Below are 24,038 nucleotides of genomic sequence, written 5' to 3'. Positions count from 1 at the left end.
CCGGACCGCCATGCCCGTCGCATACCGGTCATGGCATTGTTGCGTGCGTCACAGTCGGATGTTACCCTACTGAGCACATCCACATGCAGTGAGCATATGTTCACAATTATCCGAGAGCAATGTACCGATGACGCCAGAGCGAACCGCTGACGAACCGGCGAAAGACCATTCCGGTTCCTCGCGCCGTTCGACGTCGTCGCGAACGGGTTCGGACTCTGGTCACGACCTGCGCCTCCTCGTGCGGGCTGCCGCGATGTACCACCTCGACGGACTGACTCAGGCCGACATCGCACGTCGGCTCGGAGTCTCCCGTCCGACGGCCGGCAGGCTCATCGCCCGTGCCCGAGCGCAGGGCCTGGTTCAGGTGACCGTCTCTGCACCGCCGCATCTCGCGTCCTCCATCCACACCGACCTCGAGCGCGAGATGGAGCAGACGTTCGGGCTCGACGAAGTCCTCGTCATGGATGAAGTCGCGGACGGGACCGGCACGGGGACCGCGGCACTCGGCCGCGCAGGCGCATCGATCTTGATGCGTCGGATCCAACCTGACGACACCTTCGGTTTCACTTGGGGCCCCGAGCAGATCGCAGTGGCAGACGCGATGCGCGGGTCGGCGTCGTGCTCGCGCGTTGTGCAGATGGACGGTTCGATGACCTCGGTCGATTACGCGACCGGGCTCGACCACACCCTCATGCGATTCTCCGAGTGCCTCGGCGCGCAACCCGTCCGTTTGATCGCCCCGCTGTATGTGGATGCCGGGACCGTCGAAGCGCTGCAACGCGACTCGCTGATCTCCCAGTCGCTCGACGCAGCGCGCGAAGCGCAGCTCGTCCTCTACGGGGTCGGCTCGGCGTCCACGTCGACGACGCTCTTCGAAGGTGCGTTCATCGACTCCGTCGTCCTCGACGAGCTCCTCTCGTTGGGTGCGGTCGGCGAGATCGGCGGCCGCTTCTACGACATCCACGGCGTCGCCGTGCAGTCCAGCCTCGTGGAACGGACCGTATCGGTCTCGCTCGAGGCGTTGCGGGACTGCCCGACATCGATCCTCATCTCCGGCGGACCCCACAGGCAGGAAGCCGTTCTCGGCGCTCTGCGCGGCGGGTACGCAACCATCGTCGTCACCGATTCGGCGACCGCGCGATGGCTCGTGTCACAAGAGAAAGGCGAACAGTGAGGTTCCCAGGAAGAGGTTTGGCGCACCGGTGGCGTACCGCTGGACGCCGACGAGCGCTCGCGGCGGGTGCATCCGCAGTCGCCGTTGCAATGGTCGCGACCGGGTGTTCTGGCGCGGGCGCCTTGTTCGGCGACTCCGACCGACAGATCACCGTCGCGATGGTGTCGAACTCCCAGATGCAGGACGCCGTCGAACTCTCGGGTCAGTTCACCGAAGAGACAGGCATCGACGTCAAGTTCGTGACGCTGTCGGAGAACGAGGCGCGCGCCAAGATCACCGCGTCGGTCGCGACCGGCGGCGGTGAGTTCGACGTCGTCATGATCAGTAACTACGAGGCGCCGATGTGGGGCGAGTACGGCTGGCTGGTCGACCTCACCCCGTACATGAACGACTCACCGGGGTACGACGCCGACGACTTCGTTCCGACGCTGAAGTCGGCACTCTCGTACGACGGCAATATGTACGCCGCGCCGTTCTACGGCGAGTCGTCGTTCCTCATGTACAACAAGAAGCTGCTCGCCGACAAAGGTGTGACGCTGCCCGCGGACCCGACGTGGCCGCAGGTCGCGGAGGCCGCGGCGAAACTCGACACTGACAACGTCTCCGGTATCTGCTTGCGCGGCAAGCCAGGCTGGGGTGAGGTCATGGCGCCGCTCAACACCGTCATCAACGCGTTCGGCGGGCGCTGGTACGACGAGGACTGGAACGCCCAGTTCGATAGTCCCGAAGTGCGCGACGCCGTGCAGTTCTACGTCGACACCGTCCGGAAGTACGGACAGCCGGGCGCGCCGTCGTCGGGCTTCCAGGAGTGCAGCAATCTGCTGGCTCAGGGACAGACAGCGATGTGGTACGACGCGACGTCCGCTGTCTCGGTGTTGGAGAACGAGGACGAGTCGTCCATCGCGGGAGATGTCGGCTACCTGCCTGCCCCGTCGATGGCCAAGGGCGGCAACGGCTGGCTGTACACGTGGGCGCTTGGCATTCCGACCAGTAGCGACAAGCACGACGACGCCTGGAAGTTCATCGAATGGATGACCAGCAAGGACTACATGAACTACGTCGTCGAGAAGAAGGGACCGGAGAGCGTCCCGCCGGGCAGTCGGCTCTCCACCTACGAGATTCCAGAGGTCAAGGAGGTCTCTGCGCCGTACTCGGAGCAGATGCTGTCGGCGATGAACGCTGCTGATCAGAGCCGCCCGACACTCAGGCCGGTTCCGTACGAGGGGATTCAGTTCCTCGCCATCCCCGAGTTTCAGGACCTCGGAACTCGAGTGAGCCAGCAGATCTCGGCGGCGATCGCCGGACAGATCACTGTCGACGAAGCACTCGATCAGTCGCAGAAGTACGCCGAGGTCGTCGGTGAGTCCTACCAGGAGGAGTCGCAGTGAGCACTGTCGTATCCACCCCGACGGGCGGCACCATGTCGACCGGGAAGCCGTCGATCACCTCGAAGAAGGAGCAGATCTCGCGCGCCGAGGGATGGCGTCGCCGCGGCCCGCTGCTGCCTGCACTGATCTTCCTGCTTGTGGTCACGCAGATCCCGTTCGTCTTCACGCTCTACTACTCGACGCAGTCGTGGAACCTCGTCCGTCCGGGGTCCAGGCATTTCGTCGGACTGGCGAACTACGCCGACGTGTTCAGCGACCGCCAGTTCTGGCAGGTGGCCGTCAACACGATCCTGCTGATCGTCGGCACCGTCCTGATCTCGGTGATCCTCGGACTGGTGTTCGCGCTTCTACTCGACCGGAAGTTCATCGGACGCGGTATCGTTCGCACTCTGCTGATCACCCCGTTCCTGGTGACGCCGGTCGCCGCGGCGCTGCTGTGGAAGACGAGCCTGTTGTCGCCGACCAACGGCCTGGTCAATTGGGCGTTGAGTCCCCTCGGCGTCCACGTCGACTGGCTCTCGGACTTCCCGCTGATGAGCGTGATCGCCGAACTCGTGTGGCAGTGGACGCCGTTCATGATGCTGCTGATCTTGGCGGGGCTCCAATCGATGCCGCGTGACGTCCAGGAGGCCGCACGAGTCGACGGCGCAACCAGTTTCCGGTTGTTCCGTGAACTGACGCTGCCTCACCTGCGCCGATTCATCGAGCTCGGTGCGGTGCTCGGAGCGATCTACTTGGTCAATACCTTCGACGCGGTCTACATGATGACTGCAGGTGGGCCAGGCGTGTCGAGCGCCAACCTGCCGTTCTACATCTATCAGCGAGCATTCCTCGGTTTTGACATCGGTCAGGCCGCGGCGATGGGTGTGGTCACAGTGGTCGGAACGATCGTCGTCGCGACGTTCGCACTCCGCTTGATATTCAAGTCATTCTCCGGAACAGAGGAGGCCGCGTGATGAGTACCGCGACCAGACCCGACGTCACTACCCTGCGACGCAAGCGCAACCCGAAAGCGTCGCTGCTGACCGCGTTCACCTGGATTCTCGCCATCGGGTTCTTCTTCCCTGTGCTGTGGATGGTGCTGCAGGCGTTCAAGAAGGAGTCCGATGCGGCGACTGATCCGCCGACGTTCTTCTTCAGCCCGACGCTCGACCAATTCAAGAACGTGTTCGACGCGGGTATCGGCACTCCACTCTTGAACTCGGTGTTCGCGACCGTCGTGTCGACGATCCTCGTTCTGCTGCTCGGCGTACCCGCGGCGTTCGCGCTGTCGCTGCGCCCGGTGCGGAAGACGAAGGACGCGCTGTTCTTCTTCCTGTCCACCAAGATGCTGCCGATCGTCGCCGCGATCATCCCGCTATACGTGATCGTCGGCCAGATCGGGATGCTCGACAACGTGTGGACGCTGATCATCCTGTACACCGCGATGAACCTGCCGATCGCGGTCTGGATGATGCGGTCGTTCTTCCTCGAAGTCCCGGGCGAACTCCTCGAAGCCGCGAGCATCGACGGGGCGAGCCTGTGGACATCGGTCCGCGAGGTGATCCTCCCGTTGATCTCGCCCGGTATCGCGGCGACCGCGCTGATCTGCGTGATCTTCTCGTGGAACGAGTTCTTCTTCGCAGTCAACATGACGGCTGTCGACGGCCAGACGATGCCGGTGTTCCTCACCAGCTTCATGTCCGGTCAGGGCCTGTTCTGGGCGCAGCTCTCGGCCGCGTCCGTGTTGGCCGCTCTGCCGGTCGTCCTGGCCGGATGGGTCGCGCAGAACAAGCTCGTGCGCGGCCTCTCGTTCGGCGCCATCAAGTAAACGTCCCCGCTCACGTACACACTCCAGGAGAAACCACTCATGGCTTCCATCACCTACGACAAGGCCTGCTGCGTCTACCCCGGTGCGGACACGCTTGCCGTCGACTCCCTCGACCTCGACGTGGAAGACGGCGAATTCATCGTCCTCGTCGGACCGTCCGGCTCCGGAAAGTCGACGGCCCTGCGCATGCTCGCCGGCTTGGAGGAGATCGACTCCGGTGAGATCCGGATCGGCGGCACGAACATGGTCGGTGTCGCACCCAAGGAACGCGACATCGCGATGGTCTTCCAGAACTATGCGCTGTACCCGAACAAGACGGTCGGCGAGAACATGGGCTTCGCGCTGAAGATGCGGGGCGTCCCGCTGGCCGAGCGGAAGGAGAAGGTCGCCGAGGCCGCCAAGCTTCTCGACCTGACCGACTTCCTCGATCGCAAGCCCGCGAAGCTGTCGGGCGGTCAGCGCCAGCGGGTCGCGATGGGGCGCGCCATCGTCCGTGAACCGCAGGTGTTCTGCATGGACGAGCCGCTGTCGAACCTCGATGCGAAACTGCGCGTTCAGACGCGCACCCAGATCGCCGCGTTGCAGCGTCGGCTGGGCACCACCACCGTGTACGTGACCCACGACCAGGTCGAGGCCATGACCATGGGCGACCGCGTCGCGGTCCTCAAGCACGGTGTGCTGCAGCAGTTCTCGACGCCGACTGAGTTGTACGACCACCCGGTCAATGCGTTCGTCGCCGGCTTCATCGGCTCGCCGGGCATGAACCTGTTCACCGCCCCCGTCCGCGACGGCGAGATCACGATCGCGGGCGCGCCGATCGCCATCGATGAGGAGAACGCGGCGCTGTTGCGCACCTCGGGGCTCGACACCGTGATCGTCGGGATCCGCCCCGAGCATCTGGCGTTGGGTGACGGTGAGGGCCTCAATGCCGACGTCGCACTGCTGGAAGAACTCGGTAGCGAGACCTATGTGTACGCGAGCCTTGCCGACGATTCGATCAAGAACCTCGACGGAGAGCCGGTGATGATGGTCGCGCGCTCGGGCACGCGTTCACCGGCCCGTCTGGGCGACGGCATCCGTCTCCGTCAGTCGGGTGCCGCTGTGCACCTGTTTCACCCGGAGACCGGCAACCGCCTGTAGGTCGCGCCGCACTCGTTCACGCCCAGGGCGCCTCGTTCAATGCCCAGGGCACCAGGATTGCGCCCAGGCCCTGCACCTGAGCACTAACTGGTGCCCGGGGCGCAAAGGCTCGGGGGGCGGCGTCAGCCGCCGTTGAACGCTCGGTGGTAGACGCGGCACTGCTGGCCGCGCAGAGAGCCGCAGGCGGCCTTGACCGGCATGCCCGAGTGCGACACGACGGGCAGGGTGACGAACGACCGGGACAGGTCGATGGTGTCGACGACCTTGCCGCCGGTGCGCGCGGTGTCGAACTGCCAGGAGGCGAGGTCGCCGCCGGGCGCGCTGACCATGACGCGGATGCGCGAACCCTTCGCGAACGAGTGCATGACGGGGTGGATCGGAATCGTCATGTCGTTGAAGCCCGCACTCAACGGCAGCGAGCGCGTGTAGTCGGGCGTGGCGCCGTCGCCTCGATAGCTCGACCGCAGGACGCCGGTGCCGATCGCCGTCTCGTGTCCGCTCGCCGACACCTCGGTGAGGGTGACTTGCAGATCGGTCGTCGGTGCAGTGCTCTTGACGCGCAACGTGACCGAGCCGTCACCGAGCATGAGCCGGTCGGACGTCAGCGGCGTACTGATGAACCCGAGACCGCTACGGCCGGGAGCCTGTTTCCAGTCGTAGTCCGGGTGGGTGGCCCACGCCGCCGCCGTGTCGACGGATGCTTCCGGCAGTGTGTTCAACGGCCGGTTCGCCGGATTCGGGCGGAACGCGACCTGACCGTCGCCTGCCGTCGGGCTGAGCTTCCCGTGTCCGGAGAGGTAGAGGCGTTCAGCACCCGCGTCGCCCGGCCAGGAGCCGAACGACTTCTGCCACGGCGACGACAACCCACCCGAGCCCGCCGAGCCTGCACCGTTCCCGAACAGCGCCCGCACCCGCGGGGTACCGGTGATGAACCGCGACTTCGCGGTCTTCAGGTTCGGCGAGTCGGCGAATCGCACCGGCGGTATGGGCTGGCCCGGCGCGTTCGTCGCAGCCGGATAGACCGCGAGTCCGAGCGGCGCCATCGCAGGCGGAGTGTGCGGCACTTCGCCTGCGACGAAGATCTGTAGGAATTCCGCCCACCGCGACAGGATCTGCGGACCGAGCGAATCGAAGTGGCGGCCGTTGATGATGTTGGCCCACACCTTCGGGTTGTGCTTGAGGTCGCCGAGGACGTCGACCCACGTTGGGCCGGTTTGCTCATCTTGCGCGGCGCCGCTGAGGAACACCGGGACATCGATCTTGGACGCCCACTCCGGGATCGAACGCTCCTGGTAGACCTGTGCCGACGCCAGCGGATTCTGGTCGATCAAGGTGAACGGGTCCTGGGTCTGCAGACGGAGTTTCTGGTTGGCGGCGCAGACTCTGTCGCCGCCGTCGATGCGGGCCTTGACCCACGGTTGGCCGCCGGACGGGCCCGGCTTCGCGTCGTCGACCCGCTCCTGCAACCACGACTTCGCGAAGCCCTTGTTGAAGATGCCGCCTGGTCGGCCGGTCGAGTAGAGATCGTCGGTGGTGCTCATCGGGGCGATCGCCGCGAGGTGCGGTGGCCGTGTGCCCGCCGTGTACATCTGCGTGATCCCGGAGAACGAGATGCCGACCATGCCGACCTTGTTGTTCTTGACCCAGCCTTGGCGACCGATCGTCTCGATCGCGTCGTATCCGTCCATCGCCATCACGTGATCGAACAAGCCGAAGTCGCCGCCGCTGCAACCGCTTCCGCGCATCTGCAGGCTGATCGTTGCGAAGCCGAGCATCTGCGGAGCCAACGTCGCACCGACGATCACCGAACTCGCGGGCGCCTGCGGATCCGGCGCGCCGACCTTGTCGCCGACCGCGCCGACGACCAGATCGTTCGGCGCAGCGTTCTGGTATCCGGAGTATTCGACGACGGTTGGGAACGGGCCGTCCGAGAGCTTCTTGCCGTACGGAAGCCGGACCGTCGCCGCGAGCGTGACGCCGTCCCGCATCCGGATGTAGTTGAGTCCCTCGTGCATCTTCTGGCGGTACAGGGAAGGGTTCGGCGGCGGCGAGTCGACGGCGGTCACGCGAACGGAACGGGGTGAGACGCCCGCACCTCTCCAGGTGTACGAGCCCGGCGACAGATGTCGCACCAGCAGCGAGCCCAGGCGGTCGCTGACCCCGGAGCCCGCGGTCGATCCGTCGGATGCGACCAACGTCAACGCGGTTCCGGGTCGGGTGTCGGTGATGTACGCCTGTTCGACGCCACCGCCGACCTTCGCACTGTGGCTCGGTGCAGCCCACGAGGACGGCGCGAGCACCGTCGCCGCGGTTGCCGCAGTCACCCCGATCACTGCGATCTTGCCCAGGAGTCCGCCTATGCGCATACCGTTCTCACCTGCTGTCTTGGCCCACACGAAATGACCGGATCGATCGATCAACTGGTGTGACCGTAGCCATAGCCGGGTGTAAATGCAAGGGATCGCATAGCTGGGCAGCGCCGACGAGACTGTCGGTCAATCGAATGACGAGAGTGGAACGGCGTGGCGTCTCGTCACGACGTACCAGGTGCGTCGAACGCAGCGGGCTGCGCTGGCGCCTCACAATCGGTCGGGGATCGGTCGGGGAGAGCAAAGGAGCAAGGACATGCACCATCGCATCAAGGCGGCCGCGGCCGCTCTCGTCGTCGCGGCAGCCACTCTGGGGACCGGTGTGGGAACTAGCGCGGGGGCCGGTCAGGCCGCCGCCGCACCGTCGGACCGATCGCACGCCGTCGCATGCCCAGCGATCCCGAGCGGCCGCGTCGACGACGCGGTGCGCCGTCTGGCGCCGCCGTTCCCTGGCCGCGCCATCCCGTGGGTGGTGACCGGGCAGGGCTCGGCCATGGGGTGCTGGTCCAAATGGGTCCAGGTCTACCCGCGAGGGGCGACAGGCAGTTCGCCGACGCACATCCTGTTCTTCGACCAGGACCGGTTCATCTCGACTGCGACGCGCAAGCCGACCGCGTTCACCCACGTCGTCCGAAGCGCGTGGCCCGGCGAGGTGACAATCTCGTACCGGTGGTTGATCCGCGACGATGCGACCGCCCACCCGCGCGGTCACGCGCTCGTGCCCTTCCAATCGGTGCCGTTCGTCGCACCGTTCCCGTTGACCCCCATCCCGGGTCAGGTGCTCAGGTAGCGCGCTCGGCGAGCGGTCAGTGCTCCGCGACGTGCTCGATGACGGCGGCGTTCACTGCGGACCGCTGCTCGTACGACGCGAGGTGCGCGGCGTGGTCGAGGATCTGCAGGCGTGAGTCGGGGATCTGATCGGCCAGGAACCGCTGGTGTTCGGGCGGCGTGGCGGAGTCCGCCGCGCCGCCGATCACGAGCGTTGGTGCACTGATCGAACCGAGGTTGGCGCGGCTGTCGAATGCGGCGATCGCTTCGCAACTCGCCGCGTACCCCTCGTCGGACGTGGCGGAGACCATGGCTCGCATCCGGTCGACGATCGCCGGATTGCGTTGCGCGAACGTCGAAGTGAACCACCTTTCGACGACACCGTCGGCGAGCGACGCCGTCGCCTCGACACGCACCTTCTGTGCCCGGTCGACCCACGGTTCCGGAGCGCCGAAACGCGCCGCCGTGCACACGAGCGTCAGGGTGCGGACAGTATCGGGTTGAGCGAGCGCGAGTTGTTGCGCCGTCGCACCGCCGAGGGACAGGCCGACGATGTGCGCCTGCGTGACGTCCAGCGCGGCGAGGAGGGCGGCAACGTCGTCGGCGATGTCTGCGACCGTGTAGGTGCGGACCGGTGCCGGCGACTCGCCGTGGCCGGGCAGGTCGACGGCGATGACGTCGTGGGCAGCGGCCAGCCCGGCGATCTGCGGCTGCCACACGGATCGATCCGAGCCGAGGGGACCGAGGAGCACGATCGGCGCGCCGTGGGTCTGCTGGCCGTGCCGCTCGTATGCGAGGCCGACAGTGGCTGTCATTGCGTAGCTCCTGTCCGAATGTCAACGGATTCACCGTGTTCCGCGAACAAATCGTACGCGGGCACGTGACGTGCGACTCAAGTGTGTCGGTGCCCTGGTGACAGCCGACACGCGGCAAGCGTGACCGTTCGTCCGGGCACCACGGCAGCTCGTGTGTTCGTGCCCGGCTGACGTCGGCATTAAGGTCGGTTCATGACTAGCGCGCCGTTGACCGCAGCCGTTGTCGCCCAGGGCCTCACGAAGCGCGGCCCGTCGGGCCCGGTGTACGGCCCCGTCGACCTCGATGTGCCCGCAGGCGGGCTGACCGTCCTGAACGGGCCGTCGGGTTCGGGCCGAACCTGTTTGCTGTTGACGTTGGCCGGTCGAATGAAGGCCAAGTCCGGACAGCTGTCGGTGTTCGGTGCGACGTCGCCGAAGGCGATCTTCAAGCTCGCGGCGATCGGGGCCGTCGACGACCTCGACGCCGTCTACGACGCGGTGCGGGTGATAGACCTGGTCACCGAGAAGCTGCGGTGGGACTCGCCCTGGTACCGGCTCGTCGGCAAGCGTGCCCGGGCGGTCGAGGCGGTGTGCCGTCCCGTGTTCGGGCCGCTGCCGATGCCCGACCCGCGTGCCTACGTCGAAGACCTCCACGAACTCGACGTCGCCCTGCTGCGGATCGCGCTCGCGAACACGCGGCGCCCGCCGCTGCTCGTGGTCGGCGGAGTCGACCAGTTGAGCAGTGTCGCCGACCAACAGACCTTGCTGCAGCGTCTGGTGGATCTCGGTCGGGAGCAGACCGTCATCACGGCCACCGGCAATCCAGTCGACGCTGATCTGGGACATCGACGGCTGATCGACGTGCCGAATCTGACGCAGAACGATCTCGTCCATGACGAAGGGACCAACTGATGCTGGCGGGACTGTCGCTCGGCACCGAATTCAAGCGCTACGGCAAGGGGGCGATGCCGAGAATTGCACTCGCCACCATCGTCCTTCTGCCGCTCCTGTACGGCGCGATGTACCTGTGGGTCTTTTGGAACCCGTTCGACGAGGTCAACAAGGTGTCGGTCGCCATCGTCAACGAGGACACGGGCGCGATGTCGCAGGGCAAGCCGCTCGATGCGGGCAGACAGGTGCAAGAGCAGCTGCTGGCGTCCGATGAACTCGACCTGACGGCGACCGATCGGGACGACGCGGCGGACGGCCTCGCGCACGGCCGCTACTACTTCACGATCACCATCCCGAAGGACTTCAGCAGCGCGATCGCCTCGGCGGTCAGCGATGATCCGCACAAGGCGACGATCCAATTCCAGTACAACGACGCCAACAGCTACCTGGCCGGGATCATCGGGCAGAACGCCTCGGCGCAAGTCCTGGAGCGAATCAATGGGGCGATCGGCGAGCAGGCCGTCGACCAGATCCTCGTCGGACTCGTCTCCGCAGGTAAAGGACTGACGGCGGCATCCGACGGCGCCAAGCAGCTCGCGGCTGGGATGTACACCGCGAACAGCGGCGCTCAACAGTTGTCGGACGGCGCCGACGAACTGGCGGTCAACATGGTGACCGCTAGGGACGGCTCCGCACAGCTCGCCAGCGGCGCCCAGCAACTCGCGTCCGGTGTCGACCAGGCGACCGCGCCATTGACCGCCGCCCTCGAAGACGTCGCGAAGTCGGGCCTCAAACCGACGCAGTACGCGGACGACGTCGCAGACCTGACCAAGCAGGCGTCGACCCTCCTCGACGGCATCGGTACGGTCGGCGCCGGACAGTCGCAGGCCGAACAGGCGTTGAGCGGGGTCGTCGCGCAACTGCGGAACAGCAGTGATCCGACGGCACGGTCGCTCGCGGCGTCGTTGCGTCCGGTGCAGAAGTTCCTGCGGACCGAGGGCGTCGACCCGGGCACCACGCAACGTGTGAAGGCGCTGTCGCAGCAGTCGAAGTCGTTGTCGGCGCAGCTCGGTGACAAGAACTCGGGTCTGCGGAGTCTCCTCGGGCAGTTGGAGAGCGGTGAACTGCCCGGCAAGGTCGGTGAGCTGGTCGACGGCGCCAACCAGCTCTCGGCCGGCGCGGGCCGACTCAACTCGGGCCTCGTGCAACTCACCGACGGCAGCCAGCGGTTGGCCTCGGGTGCAGAGGAACTCGCGGACGGCACCCCGAAACTGTTGGACGGCGCGAAACAGCTGTCGACGGGCCTCGCCGACGGCGTGAAACAGATCCCGGACTTCGGTGACTCGCAGCGGCAGGCGAAGACCGCCGCGAACCTGTCGCAGCCGGTCGAGCTGAGCTCGGTGACGCACAACGAAGCTCCGACGTTCGGTGCCGGCTTCGCCCCGTTCTTCATCCCGTTGGCACTGTTCATCGGCACGCTGATCATCTGGATGCTGATCAAACCGCTACAGGTCCGACCCGTGTTGGACGGGCTCAGCGGACTGCGCGCCGTGCTGTGGTCGTATTGGCCCGCGATACTCATCGGCGTGGCGCAGGTCGTCGTGATGTTCCTCGTCGCGCACTTCGCTGTCGGTCTCGATCCGGTTCATCCCCTCGGGGCAGCCGCCTTCATGCTTCTGATATCCGGGGCGTTCTTGGCGTTGATACAGATGTTCACCGCGGTGTTCGGAGTGGCGGTGGGCCGCGTCGTGTCGTTGGCGTTCCTGATGGTGCAGATCGTCGCCTCGGGCGGCATCTATCCGGTGGAGACGACGGCGAAACTCGCCCAAGTCGTGCACCCATACGATCCGATGAGTTATGCGGTGACAGGCCTGCGCCAGTTGATCTCCGGCGGTGTCGACCATCGACTGTGGACATCCGTGATCGTCCTCGCGGGCGTCCTGGTGGTCAGTATCGGGATCAGTTCGTGGGCGGCCCAGCGGAGCCGACAGCTCACGATGGATCAGCTCTATCCGCCCGTCGAAGTGTGACGTCGGCGTGTGACGTCGGCGTGGCGCGCCGGCTTCACCGACGGCTCGGGCTCAGCTCTTCAGCGACCGAGCGGCGCTCGTCGCCAGGGAGTCGGCGATCTCGTTGTACTTGTCGCCGGCGTGGCCCTTCACCCAGCGCCACTCGACGGTATGCCCCTTCTCGGCCTCGATCAGCTCCTGCCAGAGGTCGGTGTTCTTGACCGGCTGCTTGCTCGAACTCTTCCAACCGTTGCGGACCCAGCCCGCGACCCATTTGGTGATGCCGTTTCGGACGTAGCTGGAGTCGGTGTAGAGGATCACCGTCGACGGCCTGGTGAGCGCGTTGAGCGCTTTGATCGCGGCCGTCAACTCCATGCGGTTGTTGGTGGTGTCGGGTTCGGCCCCCGACAGTTCCTTCTCGACGTCGCCGTACCGCAGTACCGCACCCCAGCCTCCGGGGCCCGGGTTGCCGAGGCAGGCGCCGTCGGTGGAGATCTCAACGGTCTTGGACGAGTCAGTCATGGGGATTGAGATTACCGGGACGTCAGCGGATGATCGCGAACGCTACCGCGAGCACGACGAGACCGCCGATCAGCACCCAGATCGCGAACGGTCCCGGCATTCGTCCGCCCTCCTCAAGGGCGTGTGTCGTTTGGTACCACCGCTGCCCGCCGACTGCCGCGGCCGCGATCCCCAACAGGATCAACCCGATGCCGAGTGTCGTCTGCACAGCGGGAGAAGCGAACTCGCCGATGACGTGCAGGACGGCGACGCCCGCGGCGATCAGACCGAGAGCGGTGCGGATCCACGCGAGCATCGTGCGTTCGGCGGCCAGGGTGAACCGCGCGTCGACGGCTCCCGGCGGAGGCTGCTGCTCGCTCACGCCCGGGCCCGTTCGACGAGGGCCGCGCTGGTCCGTAGATTGCGACCCGTCCCGGTGACGCCCAGGGCGCGCTCGATCACCTTCGCGGTCAGTTTCGTGGCGCCCGCGCCGTCCGGATAGTCGATGTGCAGATCGCGCCCGATGACGGCGAGCCGTTCGCCGTTGCCGATATCGCGGGCGCAGAACTGTGCGGCCGCGTCGTCGAGCGGTGCGCCGGTGAGGAAATAGAGGTGGCCGTGCGGGACGTCGCCGAAAGGGTACTCGGCGAGTGCATCCGCGATCTCGTCTGGCGTCCTGCTGATCACCTCCCGAAAGTAGCCGAACTCGTCGGAGATCGCTTGCTCCAGGGCGCGGTCGAATTCGTCGGTGTCGCCCGGTGGGGTGCACAGCAGATTCCCCGACGCGATGTAGGTGGAGACGTCGGTCGCACCGAGCCGTGCTGCGATCTCGCGCAGCGCGGCCATCGGGAGCTTTGCCCCGCCGACGTTGACCGCTCGAACCAGGACAATGCGGGATGCGGGCACGCCAGACTCCTCAGCTTCTTCGACAGGTGGTGTCCTGAAGATTAGTGCGTCATGTGTTCGGCCGCAGTCGCGCGTGGCGGACGTTCCGGCTATCGGCGGGTGTCGATGGTCGGGGTCAGTGAGCCGGTATGGATCGTCTGATCGCTGGTCGCGATGGTGAGGCCTCGGCGTGTCGCCTGGGCGACGATCATCCGGTCGAACGGGTCTCGGTGGGCCCAGTTCAGCTGGCCTGCCGACGCCGCGTCCGCGGAGTCGATAGGCAGGTCGGTGGCCGCCATCGCGGTGAGAGTCTCCGGCCATGCAGACAGGAGCGGGGAAGCGTCGAGACGGCCCAACCGGGTCTTGATGGCGATCTCCCACGCCGAGACGGCCGACACGTAGAGACTGTTGGACGGGTCTTCGAGTGCCGTCAGCGCGGACGCTGCGATTCGTGACGGATCGGTGACGAGCCGCAGAAGCGCATTCGTGTCGAGGAGGACACCGAGTATCGATCGGTCGGAGTTATGACTAGTCTGACTAGTCATAATTCCGGTCGTAGGCGTTCAAGGACAGCGATTACCGGCTTTCCGAGTCAGTCAGACGTCGAGCGTCTCTGACGGCCCGGTGAACTGAGCGTTGTACAACCGGAAGTAGGCGCCCTTCGCCGCCAACAGCTCGTCGTGGTCACCCTGCTCGACGATGCGCCCGTCCTCCATCACGACGATGGTGTCGGCGTCGCGGATCGTGGACAACCGGTGGGCGATGACGAAGCTGGTGCGGTCGGCGCGCAGGTTGGCCATCGCCTTGCCGATGAGTAGTTCGGTGCGCGTGTCGACCGAACTCGTCGCCTCGTCGAGGATGAGGATCGTCGGCTTGGCGAGGAACGCTCTGGCGATGGTGATGAGCTGCCGCTCGCCTGCGCTGACGCCGCCGCCCTCGTCGTCGAGCACCGTGTCGTAGCCGTCGGGGAGGGTACGGACGAAGTGGTCGACGTGACTGGTCCGGGCCGCTTCGATCACCTCGTCGCGTGACGCGGTCGGGTCGCCGTAGGCGATGTTGTCGTAGATCGTTCCGCCGAACAGCCATGAGTCCTGCAACACCATGCCGGTACGTTCCCGCAGGTCGTCGCGGGTCATTGTCGACGCGTCGACACCGTCGACCCAGATGGCGCCCTCGTCGAGTTCGTAGAACCGCATGATGAGGTTGACCAGGGTCGTCTTGCCAGCCCCGGTGGGGCCCACGATGGCGATGGTGTCGCCCGACTCCGCGGTCAGGGACAGATGCTCGATCAACGGACGGTCTTCGACGTACCGGAACGAGACGTCGTCGAACACGATGCGACCCGCGTCCGACGCCGGCGTCTGCGCGTCGACGAGATCGGGGTCCTCTTCCTCCTCATCGAGGACGGCGAAGATGCGTTCGGCCGACGCGACACCGCTCTGCATCAGATTGAACATCGATCCGATCTGTGTGAGCGGCTGGGTGAACTGGCGGGAGTACTGGATGAACGCCTGCACCTCGCCGAGGCTCAACTGGCCGGACGCGACGCGGAGACCGCCGACGACGGCCACCGCGACATAGTTGAGGTTCCCGAGGAACATGATGGTCGGCATGATGATGCCGGAGATGAATTGGGCGCGCCACGACGACTCGTAGAGTTTCTCGTTACGGTCGTCGAACGCGGATTCGACGGCTTGGCCCTGGCCGAACGCCTTGACCAGTTCGTGTCCGGTGAACGCCTCTTCGATCTGCGCGTTCAACGCACCCGTCGACGACCACTGTCCGACGAAGTGCGGCTTGGACCGTTTCGCGATCAGGGCGGTCGCGAGCGCGGCGATCGGCACCGTCGCGATCGCGATCAACGACAGCAGCGGCGAGATCGAGAACATCATGATCAGAATCGCGATCACCATCAGCACCGAGTTCAGGAACTGGCTGATGGTCTGCTGTAACGACTGCGAAAGGTTGTCGAGGTCGTTGGTGACCCGGCTGAGGAGGTCTCCGCGAGCGGACGCGTCGTAGTACTTGAGCGGCAGGCGGTGGACCTTCTCCTCGATGCGGGCGCGAAGCCCGGTGATGGTGCCGATGACCACCTTGTTGAGGACGAACGCGCCCAGCCAGCCGAGGAGCGCCGCCGCGACGTACAGGCCGAGGACCAGTGCCAGGATGCGGCCGACGGCGTCGAAGTCGATGCCCTGCCCGGGGACGACGTCCATCGCCGACACCATGTCGGCGAACGTGCCGTGTCCGGATTCACGCAGACCCTCGACGGCCTGCTCCTTGCTGACCCCGGCCGGGAGCTGTGAGCCGATCACTCCGTCGAACAACTCGTTGGTGGCGTCACCGAGGACCCGCGGGGTGTACGCGTTGAGCGCGACGGAACCGACGATCGCGAGCAGGATGACCGTCATCGCCGCCCGGTAGGCGCCCAGTTGGCGAACGAGTCGTTTCAGCGACGGACCGAACGAATGCGGCTTCTCCATCGAAGGTGCGCCGGGGGCGCCGGGCCTGCTCACTGTGCCGCTCCGATCGCGAGTTGGGACTCGGCTATCTCGGCATACGTCGCGCACGACTCCAGGAGTTCGTCGTGAGTGCCGAGACCGACGACGGCGCCCTGTTCGAGGACGATGATCTGGTCCGCGGAGGTGATGGTCGAGATGCGTTGGGCGACGACGATCATCGCTGCGTCGCGCGTCGCGGGAGCGAGAGCCGCCCGCAGTCTGGCGTCGGTCTGCAGGTCGAGCGCCGAGAACGAGTCGTCGAACACGTATACGGACGGTCGGCGCACCAGTGCTCGCGCGATCGCGAGTCGTTGCCGCTGGCCGCCGGACACAGTCGTGCCGCCCTGGGCGATCGCCGTGTCGAGACCGTCGGGCATGGCGCGCACGAAGTCGGCGGCCTGCGCGATCTCCAACGCCGACCACAGTTCGTCGTCGGTCGCGTCGGGCTTGCCGTGGCGGAGGTTGGTGGCGACGGTTCCCGAGAACAGATACGGCCGCTGCGGCACCAGGCCGATCCCGCGCCGCAACAGGTCGGGATCTTGGTCGCGGACGTCGACGCCGCCGATCCGCAATGCGCCGCCGGTCGTGTCGATGAGGCGCGGGATCAGGTTGACGAGGGTGGTCTTACCGGAGCCGGTGGAGCCGACGACAGCTGTCGTCGTCCCGGGCCTCGTGGCGAACGTGATGTCCGTCAGGACTGGGTCGTCGGCGCCGGGGTAACCGAACTCGACGGCGTCGAACTCGACGACAGCCGGATCGCCGGTCATCGCGACCGGCTCGTCGGGGGAGTGCACCGACGACTCGGTGTCGAGGACTTCGCAGATGCGTTCGGCGCAGACGCCTGCCCTGGGTGCCATGATCGCCAGGAACGACGCCATCATCACCGACATCATGATCTGCATGACGTAGCTGATCATCGCGGTGAGCGAACCGATCTCGACGGTGCCGTCGCCGACCGCGTGTCCGCCGAACCAGAGGACGGCGATCAGCGTCAGGTTGGTGATCAGCATGACGGCCGGGAACATCAACGCCATCATCCGTCCGACACGCAACGAGGAGTCGGCGAGGAGATTGTTCGCGACCCCGAACCGCTCGATCTCGTGGCGTTCCCGCACGAACGCGCGGACCACGCGGATGCCCGTGATCTGTTCGCGCATCACCCGGTTGACGCCGTCGATCCGCTCCTGCATGGACCGGAACGCGGGGATCATCCGCCCGATGATCAAGCCCATCGTCAGGCCGAGGACGGGGACGGCGACGGCGAGTAGCCACGAGATGGGCAGCGCCTCGTACATGCCCATCACGATGCCGCCGATGCCCATGATCGGGGCGGTCACCAGGATCGAGATCGACATGACGGCCAGCAACTGGACCTGCTGCACGTCGTTGGTCGTCCGGGTGATCAACGACGGTGCGCCGAACTGGCCGACTTCGCGCGCCGAGAATCCGTTGACGCGGTGCACCAGGTCGTGCCGGATATCGCGGCCGGCCCCGAGGGACGCCTGTGCGCCCGCGTACATGGCGATCACCGAACAGACGATCTGGGCGAGGGAGACGAGGAGCATCACGCCGCCGGTGCTCACGATGTAGCCGGTGTCGCCGGTCGCGACGCCGCGGTCGATGATGTCGGCGTTGAGGGTCGGCAGATACAGCATCGCCGCCGTCGCGACCAATTGGAGCGCGACGACGGCGACGATCAGACGTCGGTACTTCGTGAGATACGTGCGGAGCAGGCGGATGAGCACTCCGTCGACTCTATACGCCTGTCCGCCGATCGGACCAAGGGTTTTCGCGGTGCTCAGCGCAGCGCGACGGCGGCCTCCGGCGTGTAGGTCAGGTACGTGAACGATTCGGTGAAGTACAGGTTCACGACGTCCGCGTCGTGCGAGTCGTAGCCGATCGACACGTCCTGGCCGATGGTCAGTTCGAAGTCACCGCCGCGGGTGGACACCAGGTAAGCACCGTCGATCGCGGGCGCCCAGACGATCTCGCCGTCGGTGAGGATGCGGCGCAGGTGCTCGCGCACCGGGTAGCCGTGGTTCGACGTCTCGTTGACCTGTGCGTACAGCTCGGCCGACAGGGCGAGCGAATAGGGGCCGTCGACCGACGCCAGACGCAGTTTGTTCATGGCCTGGCTGATCGCGTCCGGGGACTCGCGGACGTCCTCGGGGAGTGCGATGTTCGCTGCCCCGGAGCCGAGCCCGGTGATCTGGGCGGCGGCGTACCCGCTGAAGATCGCGCGGTCCTCGGCGAGCGCGAGCTCACGCGCGGCTTTGACGACCGGGTCCCAGTCGGCGTCGGCCGCACCGCGCTCGACGTCGTCGATCGCTTCCCGCGTCACCGTGAACGGGACCTTGAGTTCCACCAGCGGCTGCGCGTTCCGCAGGTACGCCGAGATGCCGTCGGCCGGAGCGTCGATCTTCGTGCGGTGACCGACGGTCACCGAATCGGTGTCGAGCCCGAGCGGGCCCTTGACGTCCACGAGACGCCGACCGGCGACATTGCGTTTGAACGAGCGGCTCGCCTCCTCTTCGATCTCGGCCCATGCGGCGCTGGAGATCGGCGCTAGGTCGCGGTGCAGGTTGCTCATCGGATGTTCCCTTCTACGTTCTTCGGTCGTGTGGTGGCTACGCGGAGCGATCCGATGCCGAGCGATCCGGGAGACGGGTCGGGCTCGGCGGTCGATGGTTCGTCTTCGATGACGGGCGCGGGCGGCGGGTCTTCGAGGAACTCCAGGGTCGGTGCGAAATATTGGTTGCCGGTGACGGCGGTAGTGAAGTCCAAGAGCCGGTCGTGATTGCCCTCCGGTTCGCCGATGAACATGTTGCGCAGCATCTGTTCGGTGACGTCGGGGGTCCTCGAATAGGCGATGAAGAGGGTGCCGCTCTCGCCACCGCCCGCGACGTCGCCGTACGGCATGTTGTCGCGCACGATGTCGAGTTCGTTGCCGTCTTCGTCTTCGACCACATTCAAGGCGATGTGCGAGTTGGAGGGCTTCACATCGTCGTCGAACTCGATGTTCTCCAGTTTGGTACGGCCGATCGCGGCCTCCTGGTCGGGGACGCTGAGTGCGGTCCACGCGGCGAAGTCGGTGACGTACCGCTGAACCGCGACGTAGGTGCCGCCTGCGAACTCCGGGTCTTCGTCGCCGACGACGATCGCATCGACCGCGTCGTCGCCCGTCGGGTTCTCGGTCCCGTCGACGAAACCGATCAGGTCGCGCACGTCGAAGTACCGGAAGCCGTGCACCTCGTCCACCACGGTGACCGCATCGCCTGCCGAGGCCGCCCATAGGCGACCGACCTCGAACGCGAGATCCATGCGGTCGGACTTGATGTGCAACAGAAGATCGCCGGGGGTCGACGGCGCGGTGTGCACGTCGCCGGTCAACTCGATGAACGGATGCAACGAGGCGGGCTTCGGGCCGCTGAACATACGGTCCCAAGCATCTGAGCCGACTGCGATGATCGCCGACAGCGTGGCTTCGGGTGCTCGCGACGACACGGTCGTGACCAGGTCGCCCAGCCCGCTGATGCTCTCGCGCACCGCGTCCACGGCATCGTCGGCGATCGTCATGACGAGAAACATCGCCGATGGAGTCTTACGAGTCAGAATGTGCTGTCCGGTTCCCACGCTACTCAGCGTAGCGACAACACACGACAACGGCCGGTGACTCCTCGCGGAGCCACCGGCCGAAGCTGGTTCATGCTGGTCGAGCGGGGTTGACCTGAGTCGAGCGGGTCAGAGTTCCTTGCTCAGAAGAACGCCGGGCGGAACGTCGTCTTCCAGGAGTGCTTGAAGTTCGAGCCCCAGTAGTCCCACCAGTGGACGCCGTCGGGCGTGATGTCGGTGGTCAGCTTGACGCCGGGGACGGTCGCGAGGCGAGCGATGTACAGCTGCGAGCTCGTCGATGCGGCGACTTCGAGCGGAACCATCTGTGCGAACTTCGTCGCGTTGAAGTTTGCGCTGCCCGGGGTGACCGACGAATCGTACTTGGAGCCGACGCCGGTGCCGGACGAGACGTAGACGCGTTTGCCTGCAAGGTTTCCGGCGGTCAGGAACGGGTCGTTAGCGGCCCATTCGCCTGCCGGCCAGATGCCCCACATGTTGACGGGGTTGCCGCCCATCTCCATGACGGCGGCCTGGATGCCCTGGCCGAAGCCGGGCATGGTGACGGTCGGGTAGCCGCTGTACGACGCAACGGCCTTGTAGAAGCTCGGGTGACGCGACGCCAGGTTCAGGGCCGAGGTGCCGGACATCGACAGGCCCGCGATGCCGTTGCGGCGGTTGTCGCTGTTGTGCTTGGCCTTCATGTAGGCGGGCAGTTCCTTGGTTAGGAACGTCTCCCACTTGTTGAGGCCGAGTTTCGGGTCGCGACGCTCCCAGTTGGTGTAGAAGCTGCCTGCGCCGCCGAACGGGATGGCCACGTTGGTGCCCTTGCCCGCCATGTAGTCGTCGACGTTGGTGTTCTGCAGCCAACCGCTGGTGTTCTTGGGGGCACGGAGGCCGTCGAGGAGGTACAGGGTCGGCTTGGCCTTGCCCGAGCCGCCGTCGACGATCTGCACGGGCACGTTGCGATGCATGGCGTGCGAGTAGACCTGCTCGACGGTGCCTGCGGCCTGGGCCTGCGGTGCGACGGCGACGAGCGTCCCTGCTGCGGCGGCGGCGACCGCCAGCACACCGGCGGTCAAGCGCTTGCGGGCGCTGGAAAGCATGCGTTAGTCCTTCTGTTGATGGCCACGCACGCGCGGCCGCGAGTACAAATTGCCGGGCCTGACGGCCCTGACCCCCGTTCGGAGAGTGAGCGTAATCGAACTGTGACCGTCTGTCCAAAGCGGCGAGCGGGTCGAAACCGGGTTGTGACGTCCCCGCGCACGGGAGGTTTCGGGCACATCCCGCGAATCGTGCGTACGCAGCGAGCCGCGTGACGGGCGCGCGGCAGTTGGGCGGCAGCGTTATTCGTCGCCCGAGCAGCGGTCCGGTGCCGCGTGTGGCGGTAGAGTCGCCGATGTGATGTGCGCGATAGCGGGCGCGAAGAACAGGGGAGTACGTGAGCATTCGGGACAACGTCGACGCTGTCGTCGTCGGAGCTGGACTGGCGGGCCTGGTCGCCACCTACGAACTGACGAAGGCCGGTAAACGCGTCACCGTCGTCGACCAGGAGAACCGTGCGAATCTCGGTGGGCAGGCGTTCTGGTCGCTCGGCGGAATCTTTCTGGTCGACAGTCCGGAGCAGCGTCGACTCGGCATCAAGGATTCGCCGGAGCTGGCGCTCCAGGACTGGATGGGTTCGGCCGGGTTCGATCGTGAGGACGAGGACTACTGGCCGCGGCAGTGGGCTCGGGCGTATGTCGACTTCGCGTCGACCGTCAAACGCCAGTACCTGCACGACCTCGGGCTCCGGTTCACGCCGGTCGTCGGCTGGGCCGAGCGCGGCGGCGGCTTCGCCGACGGGCACGGCAACTCGGTCCCGCGCTTTCATCTCTCGTGGGGGACCGGCCCCGACGTGGTGCGGATCTTCCTGGAGCCGGTACTCGAAGCCGAGAAGCGTGGACTCGTCGACTTCGCGTTCCGACACCGCGTCGACGAGCTGATCACCGAGGGCGGCGCTGCCGTCGGGGTGCGCGGCCGTGTGCTGGAGCGCAGCGACGCCGAACGCGGCGTCCCGTCGTCGCGTGTGGAGACCGACGACTTCGAGATCCGCGGCGACGCGGTGATCATCACCTCGGGCGGGATCGGCCACAACCACGACCTCATCCGGAAGAACTGGCCGGTCGACCGTCTCGGTCCGGCGCCGGAGTTCATGATCTCGGGCGTACCCGACTATGTGGACGGTCGGATGTTAGCGATCACCGAGTCGGCGGGCGGAAACATCGTCAACCGTGACCGCATGTGGCATTACACCGAGGGCATTCAGAACTGGGATCCCGTCTGGTCCGACCACGCCATTCGCATCATCCCCGGCCCGTCGTCGTTGTGGCTCGACGCGAACGGCAACCGGCTCGCCGCGCCCAACTTCCCCGGTTTCGACACGAATTCGACGATGAAGGCGATCCTCGACACCGGCTACGACTATTCGTGGTTCGTATTGAGCCGCTCGATCATCGAGAAGGAGTTCGCCCTCTCGGGCTCCGAACAGAATCCGGACATCACCGAGAAGTCATTGAAGGTCGCAGCGAAGAGTCGTCTCGCGAAAGGGATGCCGGGTCCGGTCGAGGCGTTCACCGAGCACGGTGTGGACTTCGTCGTCCGTGACACTCTGCCCGAACTCGTCAATGGGATGAACGAGATCGGCCGAGGCGGGCACATCGATCTGCAGGAGCTCGAGCGCACCATCTCCTCGCGCGACGCGCAGATGGAGAACGGATACAGCAAGGACGCGCAGGTCATGGCCATTCACAATGCGCGGAACTACCTGGGCGACAAGGTAGTCCGCGTCGCCAAGCCGCATCGACTCCTCGACCCGGCGCACGGGCCGTTGATCGCCGTCCGCCTCAACATCCTCACGCGTAAGACACTCGGCGGTCTCGAGACCAACCTCGACTCCCAGGTGATGCGTCCCGACGGTGCCGCGTTCGACGGCTTGTACGCTGCGGGCGAGGTCGCAGGCTTCGGCGGTGGCGGAGTCCACGGCTACAACGCCCTCGAAGGCACCTTCCTCGGCGGCTGCATCTTCTCCGGCCGCGCCGCCGGCCGGGCCGTCGCCCGCCGCTGACGGCTCTTCTGCCCCCGAATTCGCGTTGGGCGATTGAACGTTCAATCGTGCGACGCGAATTTCTGGGTAGGAGAGCTCAGATGAGGCCTAGTCTGAGCAGTCTCGGCTTGATGCGCGGTACGACGAGGCGTCGCTCCAAGTGGAGCCATTCGAGACGGACGATGTCGACGCCGAGATCCTCGAGGCGCGCCTGCCTGCGCTTCTCCCGTTTGAGGACGTCGATCGGAGTCTGTCCGTAGATGTTGTAGTCCTCATACTTGCCGTAGCCGTCGAACTCGGCGACGAGGACGCCGTCCCAGTCGAAGTCCGAGCGTGCGACGAAGCCGTTCGCGTCGTAGAACTCGTGCTGCAGACGCGGATGCGGCAGGCCGCCCTCGATCATCTGAGCGCGAGACCAGGACTCGGCGGGGTTCGCGGAGTCGGCGTCGGCCAGCGCCAGGGCTCGTCGAGCGACGGCGACACCGTGCATCGGGGCGTCGAGCATCCTCGTCATCGACTGACGTGACGCGCCCTGACTGAGAGCGCCGTCGAAGACGGTAAGGGCTCCCGCGAATCCCATCGGAGACGTACACGCGACCGACACCGCGGTCCTCTCCAGCGAGGTGACTGAAAGTCCGTCGACGACGATGGCCTCCTCCGGGACGAGGGGCACCGCCCGCAGGCGAAGCGATCGTCGACGGGCCCGCCGCGCGCTGACCACGTCGATCAGCGAGAGGTCCGGTGTGAGCAGCGGCAGGCGATGGATGACGGCAGCGCTCTGATGCGTGAAGGTCAGGCCGGGGTCGCGTTCGAGCGCGGCACGCACCCGCAGCAGATGGAGGTCGGCTGGTGGCCGCGGCACGGCCTCGGCGTAGGTGCCGGTGTCGATCCGGAGCAGATCACCGGCGTGCACCGCTCGCGCCAGTTGCGTCGACGTCCACCCGACACCGACCGCACGGTCTCGGTAGAGCACGCCGTACTCGTCGAACGGAAAGGTCCTCATACTCAGTTAGACGCACCGACGTCCTTCCCGGTTTCCTCGCCACGCCTGCTACCCAAAAATTCGCGTTGCGCGATTGAACGTTCAATCGCGCAACGCGAATTCTTGGGCAGG

At 66.0% G+C, this 24,038-nt stretch carries 21 protein-coding genes; 9 read left to right on the top strand and 12 right to left on the bottom strand.

All coding sequences use genetic code 11. The features are described 5' to 3' along the window. The first annotated feature begins 127 nt into the window (after positions 1–127). From L5G28_RS01515 to L5G28_RS01495, 5 genes are all read left to right on the top strand, one after another. Positions 128–1,174: a sugar-binding transcriptional regulator gene (locus tag L5G28_RS01515; protein WP_237000026.1), complete on the top strand. Its 1,047-nt coding sequence runs from the start codon at positions 128–130 to the stop codon at positions 1,172–1,174. 89 nt (positions 1,175–1,263) lie between these two features. After that, positions 1,264–2,562, top strand: coding sequence for an ABC transporter substrate-binding protein (locus L5G28_RS01510; RefSeq protein WP_236996646.1), 1,299 nt, complete (start codon positions 1,264–1,266; stop codon positions 2,560–2,562). Between the two features lie 32 nt (positions 2,563–2,594). Continuing rightward, positions 2,595–3,518: a carbohydrate ABC transporter permease gene (locus L5G28_RS01505; RefSeq protein WP_236996647.1), complete on the top strand. Its 924-nt coding sequence runs from the start codon at positions 2,595–2,597 to the stop codon at positions 3,516–3,518. Next, positions 3,518–4,372, top strand: a complete 855-nt coding sequence (locus L5G28_RS01500; protein ID WP_236996550.1) for a carbohydrate ABC transporter permease — start codon at positions 3,518–3,520, stop codon at positions 4,370–4,372. Before L5G28_RS01505 ends, L5G28_RS01500 begins: the two co-directional genes overlap by 1 nt. Before the next feature lie 39 nt (positions 4,373–4,411). After that, positions 4,412–5,512 carry an ABC transporter ATP-binding protein gene (locus tag L5G28_RS01495; RefSeq protein WP_236996551.1) on the top strand — a complete coding sequence of 367 codons (1,101 nt, stop codon included), beginning with the start codon at positions 4,412–4,414 and terminating at the stop codon, positions 5,510–5,512. Positions 5,513–5,634: 122 nt separating this feature from the next. Here L5G28_RS01495 and L5G28_RS01490 read toward each other — a convergent pair whose 3' ends face one another. Beyond that, positions 5,635–7,878 carry a CocE/NonD family hydrolase gene (locus L5G28_RS01490; RefSeq protein ID WP_236996552.1) on the bottom strand — a complete coding sequence of 748 codons (2,244 nt, stop codon included), beginning with the start codon at positions 7,876–7,878 and terminating at the stop codon, positions 5,635–5,637. A gap of 259 nt (positions 7,879–8,137) precedes the next feature. Here L5G28_RS01490 and L5G28_RS01485 point away from each other — a divergent pair, with 259 nt between their 5' ends. After that, positions 8,138–8,671 (top strand): LppP/LprE family lipoprotein, encoded by a 534-nt coding sequence (locus L5G28_RS01485; RefSeq protein WP_237000025.1) that lies wholly within the window; start codon positions 8,138–8,140, stop codon positions 8,669–8,671. Between the two features lie 16 nt (positions 8,672–8,687). Here the strand turns inward: L5G28_RS01485 and pcaD are convergent, their stop codons facing one another. After that, on the bottom strand, positions 8,688–9,464 hold the full coding sequence (gene pcaD / locus L5G28_RS01480; protein WP_236996554.1) for a 3-oxoadipate enol-lactonase: 777 nt from the start codon (positions 9,462–9,464) through the stop codon (positions 8,688–8,690). 192 nt (positions 9,465–9,656) lie between these two features. Here pcaD and L5G28_RS01475 point away from each other — a divergent pair, with 192 nt between their 5' ends. Both L5G28_RS01475 and L5G28_RS01470 read left to right on the top strand, forming a co-directional pair. Then, a complete protein-coding gene (locus L5G28_RS01475; RefSeq protein ID WP_237000024.1) occupies positions 9,657–10,355 on the top strand; it encodes an ATP-binding cassette domain-containing protein in 699 nt (232 codons plus the stop codon). Continuing rightward, on the top strand, positions 10,355–12,364 hold the full coding sequence (locus L5G28_RS01470) for a YhgE/Pip domain-containing protein (RefSeq protein ID WP_237000023.1): 2,010 nt from the start codon (positions 10,355–10,357) through the stop codon (positions 12,362–12,364). The genes L5G28_RS01475 and L5G28_RS01470 overlap by 1 nt, the downstream gene beginning before the upstream one ends. A 51-nt stretch (positions 12,365–12,415) precedes the next feature. Here the strand turns inward: L5G28_RS01470 and rnhA are convergent, their stop codons facing one another. The 9 genes from rnhA to L5G28_RS01425 all read right to left on the bottom strand — a co-directional run bounded on the left by rnhA (position 12,416) and on the right by L5G28_RS01425 (position 20,945). Then, complete coding sequence (gene rnhA, locus L5G28_RS01465; protein ID WP_236996558.1) at positions 12,416–12,865, bottom strand: ribonuclease HI; 450 nt, start codon at positions 12,863–12,865, stop codon at positions 12,416–12,418. 22 nt (positions 12,866–12,887) lie between these two features. After that, positions 12,888–13,226, bottom strand: a complete 339-nt coding sequence (locus L5G28_RS01460; protein WP_237000022.1) for a YidH family protein — start codon at positions 13,224–13,226, stop codon at positions 12,888–12,890. Then, entirely contained in the window at positions 13,223–13,750 is a 528-nt protein-coding gene (locus L5G28_RS01455; RefSeq protein ID WP_237000021.1) for a DUF1697 domain-containing protein, read from the bottom strand. Before L5G28_RS01455 ends, L5G28_RS01460 begins: the two co-directional genes overlap by 4 nt. A gap of 89 nt (positions 13,751–13,839) precedes the next feature. After that, positions 13,840–14,238: a type II toxin-antitoxin system VapC family toxin gene (locus L5G28_RS01450; protein WP_237000528.1), complete on the bottom strand. Its 399-nt coding sequence runs from the start codon at positions 14,236–14,238 to the stop codon at positions 13,840–13,842. An 87-nt stretch (positions 14,239–14,325) separates the two neighbouring features. Beyond that, positions 14,326–16,245, bottom strand: coding sequence for an ABC transporter ATP-binding protein (locus L5G28_RS01445; protein WP_236996564.1), 1,920 nt, complete (start codon positions 16,243–16,245; stop codon positions 14,326–14,328). Next, positions 16,242–17,975 (bottom strand): ABC transporter ATP-binding protein, encoded by a 1,734-nt coding sequence (locus tag L5G28_RS01440; protein ID WP_237000020.1) that lies wholly within the window; start codon positions 17,973–17,975, stop codon positions 16,242–16,244. The genes L5G28_RS01445 and L5G28_RS01440 overlap by 4 nt, the downstream gene beginning before the upstream one ends. Before the next feature lie 53 nt (positions 17,976–18,028). Further along, positions 18,029–18,820 (bottom strand): family 1 encapsulin nanocompartment shell protein, encoded by a 792-nt coding sequence (locus tag L5G28_RS01435; protein ID WP_236996566.1) that lies wholly within the window; start codon positions 18,818–18,820, stop codon positions 18,029–18,031. Next, a complete protein-coding gene (locus L5G28_RS01430; protein ID WP_237000019.1) occupies positions 18,817–19,863 on the bottom strand; it encodes a Dyp-type peroxidase in 1,047 nt (348 codons plus the stop codon). Before L5G28_RS01430 ends, L5G28_RS01435 begins: the two co-directional genes overlap by 4 nt. A gap of 122 nt (positions 19,864–19,985) precedes the next feature. Further along, the gene (locus L5G28_RS01425) at positions 19,986–20,945 is read right to left on the bottom strand and encodes an alpha/beta hydrolase (RefSeq protein WP_237000018.1); all 960 of its coding nucleotides are present in this window, start codon (positions 20,943–20,945) and stop codon (positions 19,986–19,988) included. Positions 20,946–21,280: 335 nt separating this feature from the next. On the opposite strand from L5G28_RS01425, the gene L5G28_RS01420 reads away from it, so the two are divergent. After that, the gene (locus tag L5G28_RS01420; RefSeq protein ID WP_237000016.1) at positions 21,281–22,945 is read left to right on the top strand and encodes an FAD-binding dehydrogenase; all 1,665 of its coding nucleotides are present in this window, start codon (positions 21,281–21,283) and stop codon (positions 22,943–22,945) included. A 76-nt stretch (positions 22,946–23,021) separates the two neighbouring features. On the opposite strand, the gene L5G28_RS01415 is transcribed toward L5G28_RS01420, so the two are convergent. Then, positions 23,022–23,927 carry a hypothetical protein gene (locus L5G28_RS01415; protein ID WP_236996570.1) on the bottom strand — a complete coding sequence of 302 codons (906 nt, stop codon included), beginning with the start codon at positions 23,925–23,927 and terminating at the stop codon, positions 23,022–23,024. Between the last annotated feature and the right edge of the window lie 111 nt (positions 23,928–24,038).

The sequence above is a fragment of the Gordonia liuliyuniae genome, assembly GCF_021739025.1.
Lineage (GTDB): Bacteria > Actinomycetota > Actinomycetes > Mycobacteriales > Mycobacteriaceae > Gordonia > Gordonia liuliyuniae.
This window is presented reverse-complemented; position numbering and strand designations above follow the sequence as displayed.